The 19,648-nt window shown below is 61.2% G+C and carries 26 protein-coding genes; 3 read left to right on the forward strand and 23 right to left on the reverse strand.

The annotated features are described in order from the left end of the window. Positions 1-122 precede the first annotated feature (122 nt). From CDI09_RS14510 to CDI09_RS14590, 18 genes are all read right to left on the reverse strand, one after another. Complete coding sequence (locus CDI09_RS14510; protein WP_078525211.1) at positions 123-416, reverse strand: hypothetical protein; 294 nt, start codon at positions 414-416, stop codon at positions 123-125. Between the two features lie 9 nt (positions 417-425). Then, positions 426-1,538: a major capsid protein gene (locus CDI09_RS14515; RefSeq protein WP_306415912.1), complete on the reverse strand. Its 1,113-nt coding sequence runs from the start codon at positions 1,536-1,538 to the stop codon at positions 426-428. A 35-nt stretch (positions 1,539-1,573) separates the two neighbouring features. Further along, positions 1,574-1,981 (reverse strand): head decoration protein, encoded by a 408-nt coding sequence (locus CDI09_RS14520; RefSeq protein WP_078525207.1) that lies wholly within the window; start codon positions 1,979-1,981, stop codon positions 1,574-1,576. A gap of 12 nt (positions 1,982-1,993) precedes the next feature. Further along, positions 1,994-2,578, reverse strand: coding sequence for a hypothetical protein (locus CDI09_RS14525; protein WP_078525205.1), 585 nt, complete (start codon positions 2,576-2,578; stop codon positions 1,994-1,996). A 23-nt stretch (positions 2,579-2,601) separates the two neighbouring features. Beyond that, a complete protein-coding gene (locus CDI09_RS14530; RefSeq protein WP_078525203.1) occupies positions 2,602-3,429 on the reverse strand; it encodes a S49 family peptidase in 828 nt (275 codons plus the stop codon). Next, positions 3,426-5,075 (reverse strand): phage portal protein, encoded by a 1,650-nt coding sequence (locus CDI09_RS14535; protein WP_078525201.1) that lies wholly within the window; start codon positions 5,073-5,075, stop codon positions 3,426-3,428. The genes CDI09_RS14530 and CDI09_RS14535 overlap by 4 nt, the downstream gene beginning before the upstream one ends. Further along, positions 5,075-5,371 carry a gpW family head-tail joining protein gene (gpW, locus tag CDI09_RS14540; protein WP_078525199.1) on the reverse strand — a complete coding sequence of 99 codons (297 nt, stop codon included), beginning with the start codon at positions 5,369-5,371 and terminating at the stop codon, positions 5,075-5,077. Before gpW ends, CDI09_RS14535 begins: the two co-directional genes overlap by 1 nt. 25 nt (positions 5,372-5,396) lie before the next feature. After that, the gene (locus CDI09_RS14545) at positions 5,397-7,418 is read right to left on the reverse strand and encodes a phage terminase large subunit family protein (protein WP_078525197.1); all 2,022 of its coding nucleotides are present in this window, start codon (positions 7,416-7,418) and stop codon (positions 5,397-5,399) included. Further along, complete coding sequence (locus CDI09_RS14550) at positions 7,396-7,968, reverse strand: MerR family transcriptional regulator (protein WP_167370187.1); 573 nt, start codon at positions 7,966-7,968, stop codon at positions 7,396-7,398. Before CDI09_RS14550 ends, CDI09_RS14545 begins: the two co-directional genes overlap by 23 nt. Before the next feature lie 153 nt (positions 7,969-8,121). Then, complete coding sequence (locus CDI09_RS14555; protein WP_078525193.1) at positions 8,122-8,763, reverse strand: hypothetical protein; 642 nt, start codon at positions 8,761-8,763, stop codon at positions 8,122-8,124. Positions 8,764-8,765: 2 nt separating this feature from the next. Further along, positions 8,766-9,380 carry a hypothetical protein gene (locus CDI09_RS14560; protein WP_078525191.1) on the reverse strand — a complete coding sequence of 205 codons (615 nt, stop codon included), beginning with the start codon at positions 9,378-9,380 and terminating at the stop codon, positions 8,766-8,768. Between the two features lie 25 nt (positions 9,381-9,405). Continuing rightward, complete coding sequence (locus tag CDI09_RS14565; protein ID WP_249034035.1) at positions 9,406-10,173, reverse strand: DNA adenine methylase; 768 nt, start codon at positions 10,171-10,173, stop codon at positions 9,406-9,408. A gap of 271 nt (positions 10,174-10,444) precedes the next feature. Then, positions 10,445-11,053, reverse strand: coding sequence for a DUF3164 family protein (locus CDI09_RS14570; protein WP_078525187.1), 609 nt, complete (start codon positions 11,051-11,053; stop codon positions 10,445-10,447). A 220-nt stretch (positions 11,054-11,273) separates the two neighbouring features. Beyond that, complete coding sequence (locus tag CDI09_RS14580; RefSeq protein WP_078525183.1) at positions 11,274-12,149, reverse strand: tyrosine-type recombinase/integrase; 876 nt, start codon at positions 12,147-12,149, stop codon at positions 11,274-11,276. A gap of 147 nt (positions 12,150-12,296) precedes the next feature. Further along, complete coding sequence (locus tag CDI09_RS18875) at positions 12,297-12,419, reverse strand: hypothetical protein (protein WP_257788380.1); 123 nt, start codon at positions 12,417-12,419, stop codon at positions 12,297-12,299. Positions 12,420-12,555: 136 nt separating this feature from the next. Beyond that, on the reverse strand, positions 12,556-12,828 hold the full coding sequence (locus tag CDI09_RS17820) for a hypothetical protein (protein WP_146220895.1): 273 nt from the start codon (positions 12,826-12,828) through the stop codon (positions 12,556-12,558). Positions 12,829-12,881: 53 nt separating this feature from the next. Further along, on the reverse strand, positions 12,882-13,289 hold the full coding sequence (locus tag CDI09_RS14585; protein ID WP_078525181.1) for a hypothetical protein: 408 nt from the start codon (positions 13,287-13,289) through the stop codon (positions 12,882-12,884). Between the two features lie 113 nt (positions 13,290-13,402). Next, positions 13,403-13,948 carry a hypothetical protein gene (locus CDI09_RS14590; protein ID WP_236944649.1) on the reverse strand — a complete coding sequence of 182 codons (546 nt, stop codon included), beginning with the start codon at positions 13,946-13,948 and terminating at the stop codon, positions 13,403-13,405. 411 nt (positions 13,949-14,359) lie between these two features. On the opposite strand from CDI09_RS14590, the gene CDI09_RS14595 reads away from it, so the two are divergent. After that, positions 14,360-14,950: an acetate uptake transporter gene (locus CDI09_RS14595; protein ID WP_078525177.1), complete on the forward strand. Its 591-nt coding sequence runs from the start codon at positions 14,360-14,362 to the stop codon at positions 14,948-14,950. 121 nt (positions 14,951-15,071) lie between these two features. Here the strand turns inward: CDI09_RS14595 and CDI09_RS14600 are convergent, their stop codons facing one another. The 5 genes from CDI09_RS14600 to CDI09_RS14620 all read right to left on the reverse strand — a co-directional run bounded on the left by CDI09_RS14600 (position 15,072) and on the right by CDI09_RS14620 (position 17,742). Next, complete coding sequence (locus CDI09_RS14600) at positions 15,072-16,277, reverse strand: hypothetical protein (protein WP_078525175.1); 1,206 nt, start codon at positions 16,275-16,277, stop codon at positions 15,072-15,074. Further along, entirely contained in the window at positions 16,274-16,546 is a 273-nt protein-coding gene (locus CDI09_RS14605) for a hypothetical protein (protein ID WP_078525173.1), read from the reverse strand. Before CDI09_RS14605 ends, CDI09_RS14600 begins: the two co-directional genes overlap by 4 nt. Next, positions 16,531-16,779 (reverse strand): hypothetical protein, encoded by a 249-nt coding sequence (locus tag CDI09_RS14610; RefSeq protein WP_078525171.1) that lies wholly within the window; start codon positions 16,777-16,779, stop codon positions 16,531-16,533. Before CDI09_RS14610 ends, CDI09_RS14605 begins: the two co-directional genes overlap by 16 nt. A 181-nt stretch (positions 16,780-16,960) precedes the next feature. Then, on the reverse strand, positions 16,961-17,170 hold the full coding sequence (locus CDI09_RS14615) for a hypothetical protein (protein ID WP_078525169.1): 210 nt from the start codon (positions 17,168-17,170) through the stop codon (positions 16,961-16,963). After that, positions 17,170-17,742, reverse strand: a complete 573-nt coding sequence (locus CDI09_RS14620; protein WP_078525167.1) for a hypothetical protein — start codon at positions 17,740-17,742, stop codon at positions 17,170-17,172. The genes CDI09_RS14615 and CDI09_RS14620 overlap by 1 nt, the downstream gene beginning before the upstream one ends. A gap of 220 nt (positions 17,743-17,962) precedes the next feature. On the opposite strand from CDI09_RS14620, the gene CDI09_RS14625 reads away from it, so the two are divergent. After that, positions 17,963-18,889: a WYL domain-containing protein gene (locus CDI09_RS14625; protein WP_078525165.1), complete on the forward strand. Its 927-nt coding sequence runs from the start codon at positions 17,963-17,965 to the stop codon at positions 18,887-18,889. A gap of 401 nt (positions 18,890-19,290) precedes the next feature. Continuing rightward, positions 19,291-19,641 (forward strand): helix-turn-helix domain-containing protein, encoded by a 351-nt coding sequence (locus CDI09_RS14635; RefSeq protein WP_078527825.1) that lies wholly within the window; start codon positions 19,291-19,293, stop codon positions 19,639-19,641. Positions 19,642-19,648: the final 7 nt, after the last annotated feature.

Raw genomic sequence — 19,648 nt, forward strand, 5'->3', positions numbered from 1 at the left:
AAGATACGGCTGGGATCGGTCAAACGGGATGAAGCGGCTCATCGCGACACTCTACAGCCTTACCCCTTCACAGGGTACCCCAACCCGACAGGCTGCTAGGACGAGTTGCCCGAAATCGATGCTCACGCAGCCGGGGGCGTGAACGCCTGCTGCATGGACGCGGGCGGGGGCGTCATGACGGGAGCAGGCGGCAGCGGGGCGTGCTTGACCCGGTCGGCAATGCCTGCGGACACGGTTGCCAGGTTCTCGCGCGGGTCATTTGCAAAGCGCGCGATGCCGCGCGCCTTCCAGAAGGCTGCCGTCTCGATGGCAACCCGGAGCTTGGTGCCGATCGGATAGGGCGCCTTGCCGGCTTCGGGATAAACCGGGATCAGGGTGATGACCTCGGTCCCGTCGGTCTTCTTTGCTTCAGCCATGTGTCAGCCTCACAGGGTCGGGGAGGGGACGTCAGCGCCGGCTGCCATGACGGTGGCCGCCATGCAGGCGTTGACTCGCGAGGGGATGACAAGGGGAGCCGACTGCATCAGCAGGTTGATGGTCGCCGGGTTCTCCTTGTACCAGAGCTTCGGGGCGTAGGCGAGCGGGCCGTAATTGAACGCGGGGTCCATGATCAGGCCGTAGGCGCGCGTGCCCTCGACGCCGGGGCCACCGAGGATGACGGTGCCATCCGCGATCATCGGTTCCTCGACATCGGTCACCGGATCGACGTACCAGTCGTTGTAAAGGTAGAGGTCGAACTGACCCCAGCGGCCCATATACATCGCACCCTGCACGACGCGGCCGCCCAGGTCGGCAGTGGAATCACCGGTGCGGCCGGGCCACACGATGGCGTTCAGCACCTTGGGATCATTCTTGAACGCGTTCCAGGTGGAATTCGTGAAGATGATCTCGGTGGGCGCGGCACCGGATTTCTGGAGCGTCAGCGCGGCCCAGGCGGTGATGTAGTCGGACGGGTAAACGCCGGTCTGGCCCCACTGGGCAGCACCGGTCAGCGCCACGGTCAGGGCTGGATCGCGCTGGAAATCCACCACGATCGGATCGGGGTAACCCTCGCCCACAACGGTGATCTTGCCGCTGACCAGCGCATTGGCGGCCATCCATTCCTGCCGGCGCAGGATCATGTCCACCTGGTCGGCCATCTCCCAGGCAAGGTTGGCCTCGAGGCGCTCGGCAGGTGACATGCCGCCCATCAGGCGCTCGCCGATCGCACGCCGCACGGGCTTGAGCAGATCGGGGTTGCGCCAGTCCTTGATGTAGGCCGGCTTGAACAGGTTGGTCTGCCACTGGCGGCTTTCCACCAGCTTGCCTTCGACCAGCGGGGAGCAGAAGGGGGCCAGGCGGCGCTTACCGACATCGACATCGATCGCCACTTCCGGGGCATCCGATTCCACGATGTTGGGGAACATGTGGTCGAGCAGGAAGCTCTGGGCCGTCTTGAGGTTACGCACGAAGTAAACCAGCTCGGCGATATCGTACGCGCCAAGCATGGCGTTCAGGGAACCCTGAACGCCAGCACTACCGGTAACAGAACCTGCCACGGTGTAATCCTTGATCTGTATGGAAGAGCGAACGATCAGACGATGTCGTTCGAGAGGCCCGTCTTGATGAAGATGGCCCACTGGCGCAGTGCCTGCGTCAGGGTATCGAGGGTCCAGCTCGCGTCGAACGTCATGTAGTTCGAGTTGAACTCGCCCATCTCGTAGATGGCCCCGGTCTGGGTGGCACCGGCTGCCGTTTCTACGGCATCCACCACGATGCCGCAGGGCGTTTCACTGCCATCCGTTGCGGTGGCAACGGACAGGATGAACTCGCCCGTGGCGGTCACGCGGCCGACAACCGCGCCACGCGGCAGGGTCTGGCTGGCGCCAAAGGTCACGTTACGCGTGACCAGCTTCATGTTGCCCGCGACCAACTGGTCGGGGACGAAGAGGGTCGAGCGGGCCTGCGGATAGAACCCGTAGCTGCTGAGGGAACCGGACATCAGCCGTTCTCCTTATCGATCGCCGCGCACATGGCGCAGGGCATTCCTGAGGCGCGCGCCGGGGCGGTTCTGGTTTTCCGTGCCATCCTGCGTGGCGGGCGCCACGGCATTGCCGCGCATGCGCTGGCGCAGGGAGGTCTCACGCTGGACCGAGGCCTGCGGCGCGGGCTTGGGCATGGCCGCGACCGTGGCATCCAGAATGCCAATGGCCTTGCTGCGCGGCAGGCTGGTGCCGAACGCCAACTCGGCAGCGGCAGCCGGGTTCACGGCAGCGGACGGCGACTGGAAGATGGCGGCGCAGCGGCCGCGCTCACGCGCGCGGGCGGATGCCTTGGCATCGTCCTTTTCGTCTTCCTTGTCGCTCTCGTCGTCGCCATCCTCGGCGGACGTGTCGTCGCTGTCGGTGTCCTCGGCCTTCTTGCTGGCATTCTTGCCAGCCTTCTTGCCGTCGGTGCCCTCGTCTTCGGGGTCTTCCTCGGTATCGTCCCCCTCGGCTTTCTTGCCGTCGGCGGGCTTGTTCTCGTCTTTGTCGTCACCTTCCGCGCGGGGATTGAGGTGCGCGAAGACGCTGGCGCCGGGTTTGCGCTTTGCGGACATGTAGTTGCTCCAGAAGGGAGAAATCAGCCGAGTGTGTTGAGCAGGTCGCGGAATGCCGCCTCTGCTCCCATCACGGCATCGGCCAGGCCGGCATCGACGCCGCGCTGGCCGAGGAAGGTTCCGGCCTGTGTGTCACGCACACGGGCGGCCGGAATGTCGCGGTTGCGTGCAACCGTGGCGACGAACAGTTCACCCATCGCGTCAATGTCGGACTGGAAGCGCTTTGCAGCCTCTTCGGACATGATCGTCGTGGGATAGGAATCTGTTTTCTGGTCGCCGAACTGGAAGGTCGTGACCTTGATGCCGGCTTGGTCCAGCGCCCCGGTGATATCGACATGCATGCCGACAACACCGATGGAGCCGACCCCGCCGGTGCGCGGCACGATGATCGTGTCGGCCGAACTGGCGAGGGCGTAGGCGGCGGAGTAGGCGCTCTCGTTCACGATGGCGATGATCGGCTTGGAGCCGCGCCCCTCGTAAATACGATCGGCCAGGTCGAAGCAGCCCGCCACCGTTCCGCCGGGGCTGTCGATCAGGAACACGACGGCCTTGATGGTCGGGTCATTGATGGCCTGCTGGAAGGACACGTTGATGTCCTCGTAGAATGTCGCCCCGCTCCACCACCAGCCGGGGCTTTCGCCTGGCAGGAGCACGCCGGAAACGGGGATGACGGCTACATCGGAAATCACGCTACCCAGGACAGGGTCACGATCTTCCTTTTCCTGAATGGGGCCGAACATGCTCATGTCGTCGGACCCGTGGGCCAGCAGGTGACGCACGACCTCCATGCGGTCAGGCGTCAGGGCGAGCGGGCGGCCCAGCATCCGCTGGGCAAGCGCGAGGCTCTTCATTCTGCTTCCGGTTTCCTGTCGGTTTTCGATGCAAGGTTCTGCCCCGCCCATTCCGGGGTGGGCAGGTTGCGTGCCTTGAACGCCTGCACTTCGATGGCGCGCTGATCGAGGGTTTCTTCCCAGTCAGCGCCCTCGTTTTCCGCGCATTCGGTCTCAAGGGTGGAGAGGCCGGCATCCATGCCCAGCACGGCGCCCTGCTTTTCTGCCACCGGGTCGATCCAGCCACGGCCGGGGCCAAGCCAGATGGCGCGGGCGTAGGCGGCGCGTGCCTGAATGAATGGCGGCGCGCCGCGTGGCAGCGGCAGGTCATCCTCATCCATGGACTCTTCCAGCCACGCCAGACGGATCAGCGTGGGGAAGCCGATGCTGAAATCGTCGCGCCGGCGCTTCATGGTCTTCCACGCCTCCAGCAGCGAGCCACGAGCGGACGAATAGTTCACGTCCGACCAGTCATTGCTGACCTGCATGGGCGAGAGGCCTGCGCCGCTGGCGACGTTGTTCAGCACCGCGCGCTCGAAGTCGCGGAAGTTGCTGGCCGGGCGCGCTGCCGAGACGGTGTTGATCTTCTCGCCCGGGAACAGGATCGGCATGCGGGAGCCTGCAAGCGAGATGTTCCGGTGCTGGTGGAAGGCGATGCGCTGGTCCTGGTAGTAGGCAAGCTGCTCGTCGCCACCTTCCAGCCCCTCGGCCGTCATGGCAGGATCGAACGGGCTTTCGATGTATGCCGCGAACGTGGCGTTGATGATCGCGGCATCCAGTTCCGTCCCGTCATATTTGATCAGCATTTTCAGGCGCTGCAGGACGGGTGTGAGGATGCCGGCACCACCGCGATGCTGGGCGCCGCGATGGTGCTCGAACATGTGCACCACGTTGGGGCGGCCCCATTTCGTCTCCCGCTCGTAGCGGTCCCATACGACCGTGTCGGCCGCGCTGTACCAGTCGGCCTGATGGGCCTTGCGGATCCAGTAGGCGATGGGCGCGCCACTGGCGGGATCGATCTCTACCCCGTTGCGCAGGTTCTTGAGGTCGAAGGTCTGCTGCGGGTTGCTCAGGCGATCGGGATCGATGATCTGGACGGTCGTGGCATACTGCGCGGTGCCAAGGCCGACGCGGTCCTCCATCCATGGCAGCAATGCCAGTGCATCGCCGTCCACGATCAGATGGCGGAAAGCCAGATGCATCTGCTGGCCGAATGTCAGCATGCGCTCGGTGTCGTTGTAGCGCAGCGGATCATCTGCCCAGTTGCGCCAGTGCGCGTCCACCGCCTTGGCATATTCCGCTGCCCAGACCGCATCGAAAGCGGTGTTGCCGCTCAGGCGGGCGAGGGCGCGGTAGTCAGGCTTCGATATGGGGCGAAGCTTGACGCCGATGGCATTGTCCAGTGTCCGTGTAACTGCGCCTGCCGCCCAGCCATCATTGCGGACCAGGTCGCGCACGCGGCTGACGATCCGGTCACGATAGGGGCTTAATTCCGTATCGGCCGAGCCCAGATAAGGCTGCCAGCCCTGCATGCGCTGGCCATACATGTCGGCCGCGTCATACGGTGTGCCGAACGGAGAGGTCAGGGCATTGAGGATACGCCTGCCGGAGCCAGTTTTCGGAACCAGAGGCGATGCCACCCTGCGGATGAAATCACCAACGCCCATCAGAATACGGGCCTCAGTGCCCTGCGCCGCACGCCGGGGATGCCTAGCTGGCGCTGCAGTTGCTGGATCAGCATGGTCAGGCCGGACAGGGAGGCCTGGTTATAGGTGACCGACCGGCTGCCATCGCCCTGAGCATAGCTGACCGTTACCACCTTCTGGCCGGACTGGAGGGCTATGAGGGTCTGCTGCGCGGTGTTGAGCGCCGCCTGCAACTGGGCCTGGGACATGCCTGCGAGAATGCTTGTCGCAGGGTTGTAGGTGGCCTGCGGCAGGAAGGGATAGGGACTGCCCATCATACAGGGGCATCTCCTTTTGACCTGATCAGGGCAGGCGTTCCGCCCATGATCGTTTGCGTTTGGATCCGTCAGTTGACTGCGGATCCCGGCGCGTGACGGTGAGTGACTGCACCGCCATGCCGTCATGCAGGGGGCTGCCATCTTCCTGCACCGGCTCGGCTGCAGGCGGCGGGGGGTGCTCGACCTTTTCCGCCGCTATGTCATCGGCCTTCTTGTTCAGACGCAGGCCGAGATACAGCAGGCCGCACAGGGCGGCGTAGCTGTAGACCGCGAGATCGAGCGCCTCGTTTGCGCGGCCGGGGATCTTCTCCCAGACGCGATATGTCTGGCCGCCCTTGGTCTTTCGCACGGATCGTTCGGCCACCATCTGGGCGAAGTAGTTGATGTCGCGGTCAGCCGGGAAATGCATGTAGCCCGGTGACGGCTCGCCGGGTTCCGGCTGGGGCAGGTGCAGGCGGCTGCGGATCACGTCCTTTGCCGCATTGACCCCGATGATGACTGGCCGGAATGCGGCCTTGTTGCGTGCGCTGGGGCGCTTTGTCGGCCAGACAGGGGATCTGGCACCGCCGCGCGCTGACTCGCCCTTCACGGCCCATATCTTGCGGCCCAGGCGGGCGCGGCAGAACTCATAGACCTTCTGCGTATGGTGACCGCCTGAATCGATGCAGGCAGCGGACACGCTGAACGGGCGGCCATCGGCGCGATACCATTGCCGCTTGAGGACCGCGTCTACCCGGTCCCACAGTTCAGGGCCATCCGGGTCGCCCTCGATCACGATGTGGGCGATGGACCAGCGTTCCTCATTACGGCCCCAGCCGACGATCTCGAGCTCGACGCGATCGTCTTGGGTGTCGCCGCCGGCCGTGAGGATGGCGACCCCGTCGGGCACCTCGCCATCCCATGTCTCCACGCGGGCGGCCAGGCTGATTTCGTTCAGCGCGCCGTCGCCCCGGTCCTCGTAGGCCTCTCCCAGCACCAGGTTAATAAAGGTCTGGCGCTTGAGCGGATCGCTTTTGACGTCCAGCCATTCCGAGACCAGCTTGGACCAGCTGGCGTTGGGGAACAGGGAGTAGCCTGCCCAGATGTGGAAGGATGCAATGCCCTTGAAGGGGGCATGCGCCACCCATTCCCCGGCATCGATCATGCCGGGCTTGTCGGCCTCCTCGATGATGCAACCGTTGTGCCGGCACACATAGTGGGCCGTTTCCGGCAGGTGGTTGCCGTCCTTATCCTTGTCCCACTTGATGCCGTGGGGCGTGTCCGGTCCGCCCCATTCGAGAGGCTGCTTTTCCCCGCAATGGGGGCAGGGCACGTAATAGCGCCGCTGGTCGCCGCGCTCATACAGATCCTCGATCCGGCTCAGCCCCGCGATGGTCGGGGTGGAACCTGCCGCGATCTTGCGGTTCCAGAATGTCTCCGAGCGCTTGGCGCCCAGCGCGATCTGGTCACCCTCGCTGCCCGCGCCGTTGACCGGGTAGCCGTCCACCTCATCGAACAGAACGATACGGGCCGTGATACGGCGGAAACCGCCCGGACTGTTCGCACCGACCAGGGTCAGGGATGACCCGTTCAGCAGGGTTTTCTTGAGCAGCGTCTGGGCGGACGTGCGCGATTTCGGGTCGCCCGTGAGGGCTGCGAGGACTGGCGTGTCCCGCAGCATGGGGGCGATTTCGCTTTTGCTGTAGTCCTCGGCATCCGTCTCGCGTGGCTGCACCAGCAGGATCGGGCAGGGATCCTGCTGCAGGTAATAGCCGACAGCGTGGTCGAGGATCTTGGTGTAGCCGACGCGGGCGGACTTCTTGACGTAGATCCGTTCGACGGTCGGTTCCGTGAACGCATCCATCATGCCAATCTGGTAGGCGAAGGCTTCGAAGCGGCCTGTCTCCGCGCTGGACTCCCGCGAGAGGACGGCATATTTCGCCGCCCACTGGCTCAGGGTCAGGCGCGGTGGCGGCTTGAGTGTCTCCCGGCGCACGCGCGCCAGTTCGGTCCGGAACAGTTGCAGCCCACGCGCATACAGGCTGCTACCCGGTGGCAGGATCTCCATCCGCAGTCAGTTCTTCCAGGACGCGTGTCACGAGCGTGGTCAGGCGGTCCTGCACTTCGGCCACTGTCTTGCAGCGGTGCAGGGACGGGGCTTTCTCGGCAGCCATGGCGAGCAGCTTAGTACGCACGCGGGCGTATTCCTCGCTTACGGTCTCGACTACCTTGGAGCTTTCAACGACCTTTCCAGCTTTCAGGTCGTATTCCAGCTTGCGCATCAGCGCCTTGTAATTTTTCTCAATCCGGTTGGCTTCCTGCGTAGTATAGGGAGCCAGTCCTTTCTCGATCTGCTGACACGCTTCGTCCGGTATCAGGTCCGGTCGCAGTTCGTTGATGGGTGCAACCCCATCTGCAACCTGCAACCCGGGTTGCACCTCTGGTTGCAGGTCAGGTTGCAGATCCGTGCGCTCAGCAATCCATTCTTCTAAAGACGCGACATCCACGCGCTTGCCGTCTGAAATAATCCTGCCAGACGCTAGATGTTTTTGAATTGCCGCACGGCTTACGCCTGCGCGGCGCGCGGCTTCACTCTGGCTGATCGAGGATTTTTTCACGGAAAGTGCAACTGCAACTGCAACCTGAAAATTTTATCTCAGCTAGAGATCGTACGAGCTCGCGCAACCCCGCGATGCGAAAAGTCGCAGGAAGGACCCAAGGCATTCCCTAGGGGGAGGGTGATCGTCCCGCGCGCATCGGGTGCCTGGGCGTCACCGCGCCGTGCTGATGGTCTTCAGGATCGCTGCCTCGATTGCCTTCGGGCCTTCGCGCTGGACCAGCTCAGTCGCGCGCTGCTCGAAGTTGAGATGCCTGTCCACGGCCTTGTTGGGTCGAAACATATAGAGCAGTTTCAGGTGCGTCGCTCCCTTTGTGCCCCGCGAGCCATCACGACGCGAGCCTCGTGTCGGGCGCTGCCAGATGCCACGAATGCCACGGACAGTGCCAGCGAACACATCAGGGCGTGCCAGCAGTCGCTTGATCAGCCCGCGTGGGATCTGCCCATACGCATCCGTCCTGCCGTCGACAGGCACGAGCAGGTCACCCGTGCCATCCCTTGCACCGACCCAGTGATCGCCGCCGGTCTCATACGGTGTCAGGTATTTCGCTTGCTGGTCCCGCAGCGATACGACTGCCGTGGGGTCGAGCTTGGTCGCCTTGTTCACCTGCGTTGCCCGCGTGGTGAAGGGACGCGGGTTGTCGAATATTTCCGACATCGCGCTGTTCTCTTCCCGCATGGCATCGAAGGCCAGGCTGTTCACCGCGACGGACGTGGCATACGGGATCTGCTTCTGCATGTCCGACAGGTCGCGCTGGATACGTGACGTATCCAGCTGGATGCTGAGGTCACCCATAGTCAGAAGTCGCAGCCGCCACCATCGGACCCGCCGCTGCTACTGCAGTCGAAGCCACCACCGCTATCGCTGCCGCCGCTGCTGTAGTCGAACCCGCCACCGCTGGAACCGGCATCGCTACCACTTCCCGCAAAAGGATCAGGCGCCGGGGAAGGCGCGCTGACCTCGCGCTCGATGACAGTGTCATGGTCACGGCCGCCGATCATCGATCCGGCAATGCCGCCCAGTAGCGCGCCTTCCATGAAGCTGTTGTCAGATCCGCGCGATGCTCCGGTGTTCACGACGACCGGTGCGCTGGGGCTGGGGCCTGCATTCATGGAACCGTATCCGCTGGATGCTATCGGTCGTGCCGCCGGGACTGATGCCCTGCTCGGGCCGCAAGCCACCGGCCGTGTCTGCGTCGTATTGTCCATGACACGCCGGGTAATCTGGGCATCATGCTCCCGTTGGATCCGCGCCATCCGTTCTTCATGCTCCTGGGTGATCAGGGCCTTCCGGATGCTGTCCTGCCGCTTCGACCAGGACAGCCAGGCGAAGATGGCAATGACAGCGACAACGAACAGCAGGCACACGAACATGAAGTCCGTGCTGATGTGCACATGGTGGGTGGGGTGCATTAAGGATTTCCCGAAATGGATAGGGTCAGACCGACGAGATCAGCAGCTCGGCTGCCGGTTTCTTTTTCAGCCCGACCGAATAGGTGGTCATGACTTCCTCGATCTGGAAACGACCGAAAATCTCCCGGATTTCCGGCACGTCATTGATCGACATGATGAAGCGGCCTTTCAGGCTGCCCAGCAGGTCAGCGATCCGGCCAAAGTCCTTGGGCGAGAAAATGCTCTTCCCGTAATCGTCCTCACATCCCCAGTAAGGCGGATCGAGGTAGAACAGCGTACGCGGCCGGTCGTACCTGGTGATCAGCTGCTCATAGGGCAGGCATTCGATGACCACGCCGGACAGTCGCTGGTGCACCTCGTCAAGCAGCGGCCCCAGCCTGCCCACATCGAAACGGGCCGATGCAGCAACAGCCACACCAAACGTCCGTGACCGGGGCTGACCACCAAACCGCACGCGCTGCAGGTAGAGGAACCGTGCCGCACGCTCCAGATCGGTCAGGCTGTCCGCCTGCATGTCCAGCAGGCGCTGGAACTCGTCCCGGCTGGTCAGCTGGTACTTGAGCATGTCCATCAGCGCCTCGTAGTGCCGCTGGAGGATGCGAAACAGGTTCGAGACGTCACGGGAAACGTCGTTGATCACCTCGCCCTTCGCGCGGAACGGCCTGCGCAGGAAGATGCCGCCCATGCCGATGAACGGCTCGACGTATGTGTCGTGAGGCACCGCTGCAATTCGCTTGATAACGCGGGATGCGAGGTTGCGTTTGCCACCCAGATAGGGGGCAACAGGCGACACGGGAGTCGCCGGAATTTGTCTCTCAGACATATGAATGATACTCGAACGCCCGTTCCTTCACAGGAACCGGGGCGGGGGTTTCCCGTGCGCAGTGCCAGCTGCGCGGTTTGGTTTGTGTCCAGCAAACCAGCCCTCGCCCCCAAATCTGTGAAGCGAAGGAAACCGTCCGACCGGACTAAGTCCGGGCGTGATCGAGCAGAGCGCGCCCTATGCCGTAGCGCGCCTGCCTACCGAATCCATCATTTGCGTGAACCCGTCAAGAACGGGTTGATCAGGCCCGCGCGATATCGAGAGGCACCTGGCGGAAATCATCTTCCGGCCGTTCGCGCTCATGAAAGCGGATGTAAGCCTTGGTCGCGTCAATGCGGATGCTGTCGGAAATGGCGCCCATGGCACGGAGCCATTCCTCATCATCGATATTGAGCCGCCGCAGGCTGAGGATCTTGTCCGTGCGGATCTTGCCCTCTTTGCCGACCTCGAAGGCGTCCGTCACAATGACGCGCAGGTTCTCATCCGCGCCCTTGGACCAGCGCCCCAAGCAGCTGTCGATCAGCGACTTGGCGGCCTGCAGTTCCGGGCCAAACGAAATGGAATCACCCATCGCGATGGTGATCTTCTTCAGCCCGTCGTAACTGGTCAGCGTGATGTTGCCCTTCTGGCCGCCATAGGTGGTGCCATACTTCTCGGCAATGAGCGCCAGGACGGTGCGGATGTCCTCGAAGGCTTTTATGCGAAACCCACTGAGCGCCTTTCGCAATTCAGCCGCGCCGGTGAACGTCTCGCGCACCAGCTCATCCACCATAAGGTGCTCAGGCTTGACCTTGTCACGGGGCACAAGGCGACCGCCCGAATCCTGCATGTAGCCTTCGGGCACCATCACGCGGCCTCCCGCTGCGCACGACGCATGTTGCTCGCGCATTCTGCCGCGCGGTCGCTGGCCCAAATGCGGACGCCAGGCCGACGGTCACGGCCCGCGATACGACGATAATGCGCGGCGGCGCGTTCCCAGACAGTAACGTCCGTTGCAGGCTGGCGCGGCTTGCGGCTCGGCTTCATGAGGCTTCCTTGATGCACAGGTGAGGGGACCGGAGCGCGTGGCGCTACAGGTCCAGAAACTTCCCAGCGCCCGCGCCTTCGCGCGCGTGGCTGTATCGTGTTGTGGTGGCCAGCGATGTGTGGCCCAGCTGCTGCTGCACCACATGCGCCGGCGCGCCGTTGTCCTGCATGTGGCTGGCGTACGCGTGGCGTAGCCAGTGGGCGGAAACCTGCTCTGGCAAGCCCGCACGCTTCGCGGCCCGCTTAACGGAGCGGTGGACCGCATCAACGCTAAGCGGACCGCCATCGTGGCCGGGGACCATCGGCGCTTCTGGCCGACTATCAACACGCAGCGCCACGATCTCCTTCCACACCTTGGCGGGGATCTCGACGGTTCTGTTCTTGCCGCCCTTGCCAAACACATGGGCGACGCCGCCTTGCTGGCGGCGCTTGAGGTCTTTCCACCGCACGGCGCAAAGCTCGGATATGCGCAGGCCGGTGGCATACAGCACGCGCAGCATGGTGCGCCTGCGCGGGTCCGTTTCCCCATCAATGAGGTTTCGCACCTGTTCCTGCGTGAGGATCCGCTCATGCAGGCTGTCGCGCATCTTCGGCACGCGGACGGCAGGCCCCACATCGCGGGGCAGCATCTCCATGGCAGCGCCGTAGGACAGCAGCGACTTGACGGCCATCAGCTTGCGCCGTCGTGTCGCATCGGCTCCCGTCAGGCTGTCGAACCAGTTCTGCAGGTCGGGCGCAGTCACTTCCGGCAGGGTCTTGCCCACATGCGCAAGGAAGGCGCGGACATCGCTCTCATAGGCCCGGCGGGTGTTCTCGCCACGGTTATGGAGCCATGTCTTGATCAGCAGATTGTCGGCCGAGTTCTGAGGGGCTTTTGGGGCCTCATCAGTGGACGGCATGGCGCGGTCTCCGCTAACCATATGATTTCATTATGAAACGGGGTGGTTAAGCCCCCCTGAAATCCGCTTGATAACTGGTGTTATCTTGCGGCGATCAGGCCCCTGTCAGGGGTTATCTTGCGGATGCCAGATCAGGACATGCCAGATAACTTTGAGTTATCCTTGCGGCTATCGGGCACGCCATGCTGCAACACACAGCATGGGTTGTGCCACGATCCATCCCGCGAGAATGAGCAGATCTAAGAACCGGATGATCGGCATTGCGTTCAGTTCATGGATCAGATCGGTCATTATTTACTCTTACCGTAAGCACCATAATGGCCAAGCACACCCAGCATTATGCTCAGGGAAATCACCACGATTGCAACGGCGACGGCCCACCATACGATGGACGGTAGGTGACCATGTATTTCCATCGAATGGAGATTCATTTCGTTGATGCCTTGCCCCTCTCGGAAACAGCACCTTGCCGATTGGGCAGCCGCTGATTGCGAGAGTGAAAATAGGCGATTGCTGGCCTGGAGCAGATCCACGCGAACACGAGTGCTGCAATCACCATAAAGCGCCACGCGCTCAGGTCATTCATCGCTTGTACCAATGGAGTCAGTGAGATAAAATCTGACAGTTGCATCCTCTGGTCCGTACAGGGGGTGGAATAGAAGGCCGTTGGTGCGCGAACACCGACGGCCTTCGTTTTCATGACAATTTATGCTGTCGCTATACGCGGCATCAGGGGGGCATTGTCCCCTGTGCTCATCCCAGAGAAGGCGCGCCAACGCGCCGCCCGCGACTGCCCATCATCGGCCCGAAGGCCAGCGTCGATTTGACCAGACCGGCAGGCATCCGCTCACTCTCGCGAGCCAGTGCCTCACGCCTGATGGCGGCGAGAATGTCTTCCATGGCCTTGGGCAGCATCCGCCCGGCAAAGCGCTGTCCACCACGTCGCACCCAGTGGCTGTCCCAGCAGCGAGCGACTGCATCATGGTAAAGCACTTGGGCAGCCAGCGTGCCGATCCCGATATCCGCGCGGTGGCGCGGGAAGGGGTTCCATTCCAGCGGCACAAGAAGCAGGCGCGATTCAGTCGTGGTCACGACAACGCCGTGCCGGTGACCGCGCACGACAATATCGCCGCGCGACAGGGTCGGCAGCTGTTCTTCCATCTGATGGCTCTATGTTGGGAGCGCCCGAGCGGGCATAAAAAAAGCGTGGCGTCCATTCTCTGGACCCACGCATAACGATAGTTTGCCATAAATGACTTAAAAGCGGTGGCACGTCAACCTTTCCATAAAGGCCCCGGCATCCCGTCATAATGCTCGGTCAACTGCTCCAGCAGGAAACATAGCGCGCCAGAGGTGTTGCGCTTGTCCTGGTGCAAATGGCTGGCGATGTCATTGAGGGAAAGCCCCTCAATCATCAGCAGCACCAGCAACTGCTCTCCACGCGCCCCAATGCGCTGGCGGATGTAGTCGCGGCGTGCGGCGGACCCCATGCGCCCGATCATGGCATCATGAATATCCCCCCGTTTTGCACCGTGTTCCATTTCGGGATCGGTTCCACCCAGCACGCCGATTTCGTAATCGGTTGCCCAGAACTGGGCAGCACTGACCTGCCCCTCGGTAATCGCGCGCGAGCGCAGCAGGCCATACAGCCCGGCGCACCGGCGCCAGACTTCGACAGGACGGGATTTCTTGGTGAGCGCAACATCCACCAGCGCAAGGTCATGGTGGGCGATACGTGTTTCCGACGGCTTGAAAGCGGGCCGGAATGTAGACTGAACGGGCGATGGTACCCGACGACGGGAAAGGGCGGCGACAGACACGCGGGGCCTTTCAGTAAACAGGTCTCCCGACGTCATCGTCTCTTTGCGGAACCTGCAACACCGGGGAGCAGGCAGGATCGATCAGCGGCCGGGAAGTAGCATTATTATAACCGCGTTTTTTACATAGGTCAGTAGCCATTTAGCTTTTAGGGACGCTTCGTCAGTTCATCGGGCATCTCATTCATGGTCGTGGCATTTGATTGAAGATGTAGGTCGCACTGGTTTAAAGTTGTGCAGATATTTTGCGTATTTTTTCTTAGGCTACTCTTTTAAATCGATAATAATTGTTTGCATGGTGTACCGTATACCGGGGTTTTTGCAGAGCTTTTTAAGCCATATTTTAATATGCCGCAGACACTGCCCCGTGACATGTTTTGTCATGATTTATCTACCAGGGAATGGAAACGCGGCATGACCCACAATTCGACTAAAGCCGATCCGGGCCCGCTTGGGCTGATGGGGTTTGGTATGACGACTGTCCTGCTTAACCTGCATAACGCCCATATCGTCCCGATGGGCGCAGCCATTCTTGCAATGGGCCTGGTGTTTGGGGGCGCAACGCAATTTGTCGCGGGCCTTCTGGAATATGCAAACAGCAATACCTTTGGCATGACAGCGTTTATGTCCTATGGCGCGTTCTGGCTGTCGCTTGTCGTACTGTTGTTCCTGCCCCACTGGGGGCTTGCGCCTGCATCTTCGCCCGCCCTGATGGGCAGTTACCTGCTAATGTGGGGCCTGTTCACCGCTATCATGACGATCGGAACACTTCGCGCCTCGCGTATGCACCAAGTGGTGTTTGCCACTCTGACGCTGTTGTTTGTCCTGCTAGGCTGTGCGGAAATCTTTGAACAGCCGATCCTGACAATTGTAGCGGGATATGAAGGTCTCTTTTGTGGCTTTAGTGCTATCTGTCTCGCAGCGATGGAACTTCTTGCAGATCAGTCCGCACATGCCGAGGTGCCTGTCGGCGTGGCAGGCGTGCCGACCGAGGTTGCAGCCTGAAGAGAAATTTTAACAACGATTTTGAAAAATTATGCATTGTTTCCAAAGATCGGAAACGTATGAGATGAATGAAACAGGCGGATATGGCTCTTGCTAGTCAGCGAGTAGTGCCAACGCCTTTTCATGCCGCCACGTCCTGCGGGCGGTACGCGGCCAGATAGGCCTCGAGGGTCAGTTCCGTGGTGGGGCGGCCGAGCTTGGCTGCCATATCGGCCCATTGCTGCTTGGCGCGACCGTAATCCCCCAGTTCCTGCATCAGCGCAGACCATGCCCGGTGATCCTCGACCAGATCCGCCCGCGCCCGTTTCTCCCAGTCCTGCATGGCCGGGGTAGGAATCGGATCCGGGGCCTGAACCTGATATTGCTCCCACGCGGCCCGGATTGGCCCCTGAAAAGCACCCATGTGGTTAGGGCGTGCGGTCAGAACCTGCTTGTGCGCCCTTACAGCTCCAATCAGCACATGGGGCGGGCACCCTTCGGATAGCCATTTGCGGATTGCCGGGTATTGCTGCCGCTTCCCTTCGGTGAAATCCGCTATCTCCATCACCCTTTCGACCGTGTCGGTCAGGACTGCCTGGGAGACAGGTGCCTTCGATGCAGATGCCGGGTTTTCGGTTTGATCGGTTTCGTCAGGTGTAGGTGCAGAAATAGGATTATTATCTAAGTCTATATCTATACCTAACGAAACCGAAGAACCCACCGGGGAAACCGAACCGGGGGAAACCGAAAACCGATTTCGGTTTGGGTTTCGGTTTTCGGTTTCCCCCGATTGAACAGACGGTAGCGAAACCATCAGGGGGATGTTGCGCTGGCGTTGCACCTCTTCTGCGGCACGTAGGCGGCGCGCGCGGGCTTCCTCTTTCGTTTCGCCGTTGCGCCTGCGTCCTCCTAGCATACCGTTTTTGCGTGCCTGTTGGGCTTTGAGCGTGTCATCAGCCGGGATGATACCCGCCGCCTGGGCGGCCTCGAACCGGCGCAGGTTCTCCTCACGCTCGGCACGCTTTCGCGCACGCTCCTGCCGCCGTATCTCGCGCTGCAGCAGGTGGGGGCTGTATAGCGCGCCCTCATCATCCCGCGCGGCGAATCCCCATTGCTCAATCAGGGGCAGCGTACGGGCCAGCGTTGCCGGTGTCTCGCATATGAAGGCCGCGATCTCGTCATCGGACAGCATGTGCGTGCCACTGCGCATCACCACCATCCGGTTGGCCTTGAGCGTGTCGAACAGCGAATGCGCCACGCCACGCGCCTCGGCAGGCATGGTGCGGATCAGTGTCCAGGCTGGCACGGCACCGGCATCAAAATCGGCAACTGTAGGCAGGCAGGTCATGCATCACCTTCCTTGTTCTGGGGCGTGCATTCATGAGGGCAGTCAGCGCACCGAGCGCGCATGCGCTCCAGTTCATCCAGCGCCTGGCGCAATGCCTGCCGGTTCGCCGTGAAATGCGTGACAATGCCAGTCAGGCCGTCAGGCAGCGCATAGATCCGGGTCAGGAACAGGCTCAGGGATGGGAAGCAGCTGCCACGGTCCAGCCGCAGGCCAAAGCCGCGCCCAAAGTCGAAAGAGATGCCCCGTGGCAGTTTTATTCGTTTGGGCATTGTTGCTTGCCTTCATCCACCAGACGGAAAATTTCGTCGCGCAGCTCGTCGCACTCGATCATCAGTTTCATCAGTTCTTCGCCACGCGGGGCGGAGACACCATCCAGCCAGTTGCGCACGGTGCGCGGGCTGGTATCGATCCGGCCGGCAAGCAGCTTGGCGCCGTTACGGATCCGCCCGTACTGGCGCATCAGCACGCCCCGGACCGTGTCGCGGTAAACGGCGGCCGTCATGAAATGAATCTTTTGAGTAAAAATTGACCAATTCTTTCCCACCCTTTTCCTCCATGATCTCTCTCAGCAGCGAGTGAGAACTGGTTCGGGTAGGAGAGAGGTCTATATGCAGCAGCGCGTGCCCCAGCCATCGCGGGTGACGGACGGGGCATGCGCTGCGACAGACCTGATGATGCCTGCTTCATGCTGACACCTCATCCTGTGCAGGCACGTCCTGACCGGCATCGCCAACAGGGGCCGCAAACACGCGCGCCGCATGCTCACCACACCACACACGACGCACGCACGCAGGCCGCCCGCAGAACGCGGGCTGCACGCCATGACGCACATCTCCCTCGATCCGCTGGCAGGTTGCGCTGCCGGTCATGGCAGTGGGTGAACGGCGGGTCATCAGGCTGTAGCAGCCGTGGCGGGGCGCCACGACACGCACGGGAAGTCGTGCCGGTCATAATGGACAACGCAGAGCCACCCACGGCAGTAAAGATTGCGCATCTCCCGCGTGATACCGTCACAAGCAATCTGCAGGGCAAACGTCTCGAATGGGTTTTTATTGGGGGGAAAATCCCATCCAGCGCCCAGAAAGCCATTTTCAATGACGATACGCTTCACTTTCAGGCCGAGCATGGCTGCCTTCGCCAGAGCTTCTTCGACTTTCCGCTTTTCCCCATCGGCGTCATAGGGGGCCTTCGCTGCCGTAGCCGCCCGCAGCATGGCCTCGGGTACGCGGAACCTACCACCAATAATCCGAGCATTCAGGACGCCCACATCAGCTGCTGCTGCAGGCTCATCATCCACAGCAGCCACTTCGCCAGTCAGGATGTAATCCCCAAACGCGTCTGCATGTTCGATGATGTCGTCAGCGTCATACTGGATGCAGGCCGCATCCGCGTGTCTGATGGCCATCTCAAGGCACTGCGCGCGCCTGGTCTTCGGGTTCAGCCAGAAATCGTCTTTCTTGCCCATCGGGTTTGCTTCCAGTTCAGATTGTGGAGGGGAACGGGGCACGCACCGGCTCGACCGCATAAGCGGGAACCCTCGGTGCATATGTCTGGCCTGCAGGCGCATAGGCACCCTTGCGGGCCGACCGATTGTCCGACCGGCCCGCTTGGTCCACCATGGTTGTTGCAACACACACCATGGAGGAACTCGTGTACTCAAAACCCATGCTTATGCGGGCAGGACGATGCCCGCGCTGATCGGCATAGTAATCGTGCTGCTGGTCGGCACATGGATCTGGGGGAAGATAGAAGACGCCTATCATGCAACCATCGGGAAAGTGACGAATGGTGATAGTTTGTCGTTGATTCTGCTGTTTGCGTTTTGCGCCTTCGTACTGGTGTGTCTGTGCATCAATATGTTCGGGCGACGCAAAACTGCCGGGACCGATGGCACGCCTAACAACCGTCCCCAAAGCGCAGCAGGTGGCATTCAGAAACTGCCCCAGAACGCCATACTGGGCCGGTACACTGATGGAGTTGTCGACAATCTCGCAATCGGAGCAGGTGGCAAGGATAGCGTCCGTATTCCCCTGCACATCAGCTATCTGGGCGGAAGTGGAATACCGACCGACCGCAATATAGATGTCCTGTCGTACACGCTGGGATGGACGCCGAAGCACGTTGTTGTGCCACTCTATCTGATGGCTTTCTGCCACCTGCGGAATACGCAGCGCACGTTTCGCGCTGACCGCATCCTTGATGCCTATGATCCTGAAACAGGGGAGGAAATACAGGACTTGTGTGCCTATCTGGACGAAAAAGCCCCTTTGTGTCCACGTGAGCCCAAATACGCTGGTGATGACATCGAATTGCCCAACAATCGTCGTCGGGAACCATCCCGTGACACGATCTTGATCCCGATCTCTCCGTGCAATCTCGTCGTCGAGTATGAAGATCAGAACGGACCAGAAACAAGTGTCGGCACCGTTGAATCGTTCACTTACGTCGTCAATCAGCGCGTGACCGTGGTGATCGATATCAATATCCGACGTGCCTCTGACCAGAAAACGCAGATCGTCAAATACCGACAGGTCACATCTGCGACTGATCCCGCAAGCGGCGGCGCTATTCCCAGTCTGGGCAAGTGGCTCTGGTCGCATCGCATCCGGTAGGGAACAGCATGACCGCCACGCACAGGCCAAGGCAGGGAAGTGTGTTCTCATGCTGCCCCCCGCTGTCCAGTATGTCTGGCGGGCAGTTCCCGACATGGGGCTGTCAGTGCTTGTGCGTGCTGCTGTGGCTCGGGGCCAAACACATCCGGACGAATCGCGTGCGGTGATATGCCTGACAAGCTAGCTACGGTCAGTACATGCACGCTGGGAACCTTTTTCCAGCGGCATACCGCCGAATGGGTTTTCCCGATGGCCTCTCCGATACGAGAAGGGCCACCTGCCGCCCGAATGATATTCCGTACATCCATGCTAGAGAGTGAGCATAACTCACATTCATATGTCAAGCGCGTGCGTGCGCCAAGCTCACACATGGATTGTGCCTAGTGGGCATACTCATTCACATGGAATCTAAGAAAACCATCGGACAGCGCATTCGTGAGCTGCGTAAAGAGATGCAAATGAAACAGGCCGATTTTGTATCTGGGCTGTCTATTTCGCGTTCTTATTTATCCAAAATCGAAAATGGTGATGAGCAACCTGGACGGGAGCTACTCATCAGAATGTGCAGTGAATTTGGAATATCCCTCGACTGGCTGACGTCAGGAGTTGGAGACATGCGGAAGGCCGAGGCCCAAAACGATGAGGAGGCCCTTCTTCTCTATGCGTTTCGGTCTATGCCTCGGGACGAGGCAGAGACACATTTGAAGCTCATGCTACAGCGCGTCAAAAAGGACGTCATCGGGGATGCATGAGTGTGCA

Source organism: Komagataeibacter nataicola, assembly GCF_003207795.1.
GTDB classification, from domain to species: domain Bacteria; phylum Pseudomonadota; class Alphaproteobacteria; order Acetobacterales; family Acetobacteraceae; genus Komagataeibacter; species Komagataeibacter nataicola.

Excerpts from the sequence above, each read along its gene's own strand:
- gpW (WP_078525199.1), bottom strand. The coding sequence starts at position 5,371 with ATGATGGGCAGTCCCTATCCCTTCCTGCCGCAGGCCACCTACAACCCT.
- CDI09_RS14555 (WP_078525193.1), bottom strand. The coding sequence starts at position 8,763 with ATGGGTGACCTCAGCATCCAGCTGGATACGTCACGTATCCAGCGCGAC.
- CDI09_RS14535 (WP_078525201.1), bottom strand. The coding sequence starts at position 5,075 with ATGGGCGTTGGTGATTTCATCCGCAGGGTGGCATCGCCTCTGGTTCCG.
- CDI09_RS17820 (WP_146220895.1), bottom strand. The coding sequence starts at position 12,828 with ATGAAAACGAAGGCCGTCGGTGTTCGCGCACCAACGGCCTTCTATTCC.
- CDI09_RS14605 (WP_078525173.1), bottom strand. The coding sequence starts at position 16,546 with ATGCCCAAACGAATAAAACTGCCACGGGGCATCTCTTTCGACTTTGGG.
- CDI09_RS14600 (WP_078525175.1), bottom strand. The coding sequence starts at position 16,277 with ATGACCTGCCTGCCTACAGTTGCCGATTTTGATGCCGGTGCCGTGCCA.
- CDI09_RS14520 (WP_078525207.1), bottom strand. The coding sequence starts at position 1,981 with ATGTCCGGTTCCCTCAGCAGCTACGGGTTCTATCCGCAGGCCCGCTCG.
- CDI09_RS14530 (WP_078525203.1), bottom strand. The coding sequence starts at position 3,429 with ATGAAGAGCCTCGCGCTTGCCCAGCGGATGCTGGGCCGCCCGCTCGCC.
- CDI09_RS14525 (WP_078525205.1), bottom strand. The coding sequence starts at position 2,578 with ATGTCCGCAAAGCGCAAACCCGGCGCCAGCGTCTTCGCGCACCTCAAT.
- CDI09_RS14545 (WP_078525197.1), bottom strand. The coding sequence starts at position 7,418 with ATGGAGATCCTGCCACCGGGTAGCAGCCTGTATGCGCGTGGGCTGCAA.
- CDI09_RS14580 (WP_078525183.1), bottom strand. The coding sequence starts at position 12,149 with ATGGTTAGCGGAGACCGCGCCATGCCGTCCACTGATGAGGCCCCAAAA.
- CDI09_RS14635 (WP_078527825.1), top strand. The coding sequence starts at position 19,291 with ATGGAATCTAAGAAAACCATCGGACAGCGCATTCGTGAGCTGCGTAAA.
- CDI09_RS14625 (WP_078525165.1), top strand. The coding sequence starts at position 17,963 with ATGCCCGCGCTGATCGGCATAGTAATCGTGCTGCTGGTCGGCACATGG.
- CDI09_RS14620 (WP_078525167.1), bottom strand. The coding sequence starts at position 17,742 with ATGGGCAAGAAAGACGATTTCTGGCTGAACCCGAAGACCAGGCGCGCG.
- CDI09_RS14595 (WP_078525177.1), top strand. The coding sequence starts at position 14,360 with ATGACCCACAATTCGACTAAAGCCGATCCGGGCCCGCTTGGGCTGATG.
- CDI09_RS14510 (WP_078525211.1), bottom strand. The coding sequence starts at position 416 with ATGGCTGAAGCAAAGAAGACCGACGGGACCGAGGTCATCACCCTGATC.
- CDI09_RS18875 (WP_257788380.1), bottom strand. The coding sequence starts at position 12,419 with ATGACCGATCTGATCCATGAACTGAACGCAATGCCGATCATCCGGTTC.
- CDI09_RS14610 (WP_078525171.1), bottom strand. The coding sequence starts at position 16,779 with ATGACGGCCGCCGTTTACCGCGACACGGTCCGGGGCGTGCTGATGCGC.
- CDI09_RS14615 (WP_078525169.1), bottom strand. The coding sequence starts at position 17,170 with ATGACCCGCCGTTCACCCACTGCCATGACCGGCAGCGCAACCTGCCAG.
- CDI09_RS14560 (WP_078525191.1), bottom strand. The coding sequence starts at position 9,380 with ATGCACCCCACCCACCATGTGCACATCAGCACGGACTTCATGTTCGTG.
- CDI09_RS14585 (WP_078525181.1), bottom strand. The coding sequence starts at position 13,289 with ATGGAAGAACAGCTGCCGACCCTGTCGCGCGGCGATATTGTCGTGCGC.